Here is a 525-nt window from a genome sequence, read left to right as displayed (position 1 = left end):
AGTGACACTTGCGCATCATGATGCACCCTTCAGATACCAATGCTGCTGTGGCGAAACCAAATTCGTCCGCGCCCAACAAGGCCCCAACGACAACATCACGACCCGTGCGAAGACCACCGTCAACCTGCACAGAAATACGACCGCGCAACTCGTTCAATACAAGAGTTTGTTGTGTTTCAGCCAAACCAATTTCCCAAGGTCCGCCCGCATTTAACAAAGACGTCAACGGGCTGGCACCTGTACCACCATCGTGACCAGAAATGGTTACGTGATCGGCATAAGCTTTGGATACGCCTGCAGCGATCGTTCCAACACCAACCTCGGATACCAATTTGACCGATATCCGTGCAGCACTGTTTACGTTTTTCAAGTCATGGATCAACTGAGATAAATCTTCAATTGAATAAATGTCATGATGCGGTGGCGGAGAGATCAAACCAACGCCCGGTGTCGAGTGACGCACACCAGCGATTTGCTTGTCGACTTTGTGGCCAGGTAATTGCCCGCCTTCGCCCGGTTTTGCAC

The 525-nt window shown here is 51.0% G+C and carries 1 protein-coding gene; it reads right to left on the bottom strand.

What is annotated here, in order from left to right; all coding sequences use genetic code 11:
• Positions 1 to 525, bottom strand: a 525-nt coding sequence (locus V7783_RS21160; RefSeq protein WP_335680403.1) for a glutamate synthase-related protein, incomplete at both ends; no start/stop codon positions are given.

It is taken from the genome of Pseudoalteromonas sp. (assembly GCF_036960685.1).
Taxonomy (GTDB): domain Bacteria; phylum Pseudomonadota; class Gammaproteobacteria; order Enterobacterales; family Alteromonadaceae; genus Pseudoalteromonas.
This window is presented reverse-complemented; position numbering and strand designations above follow the sequence as displayed.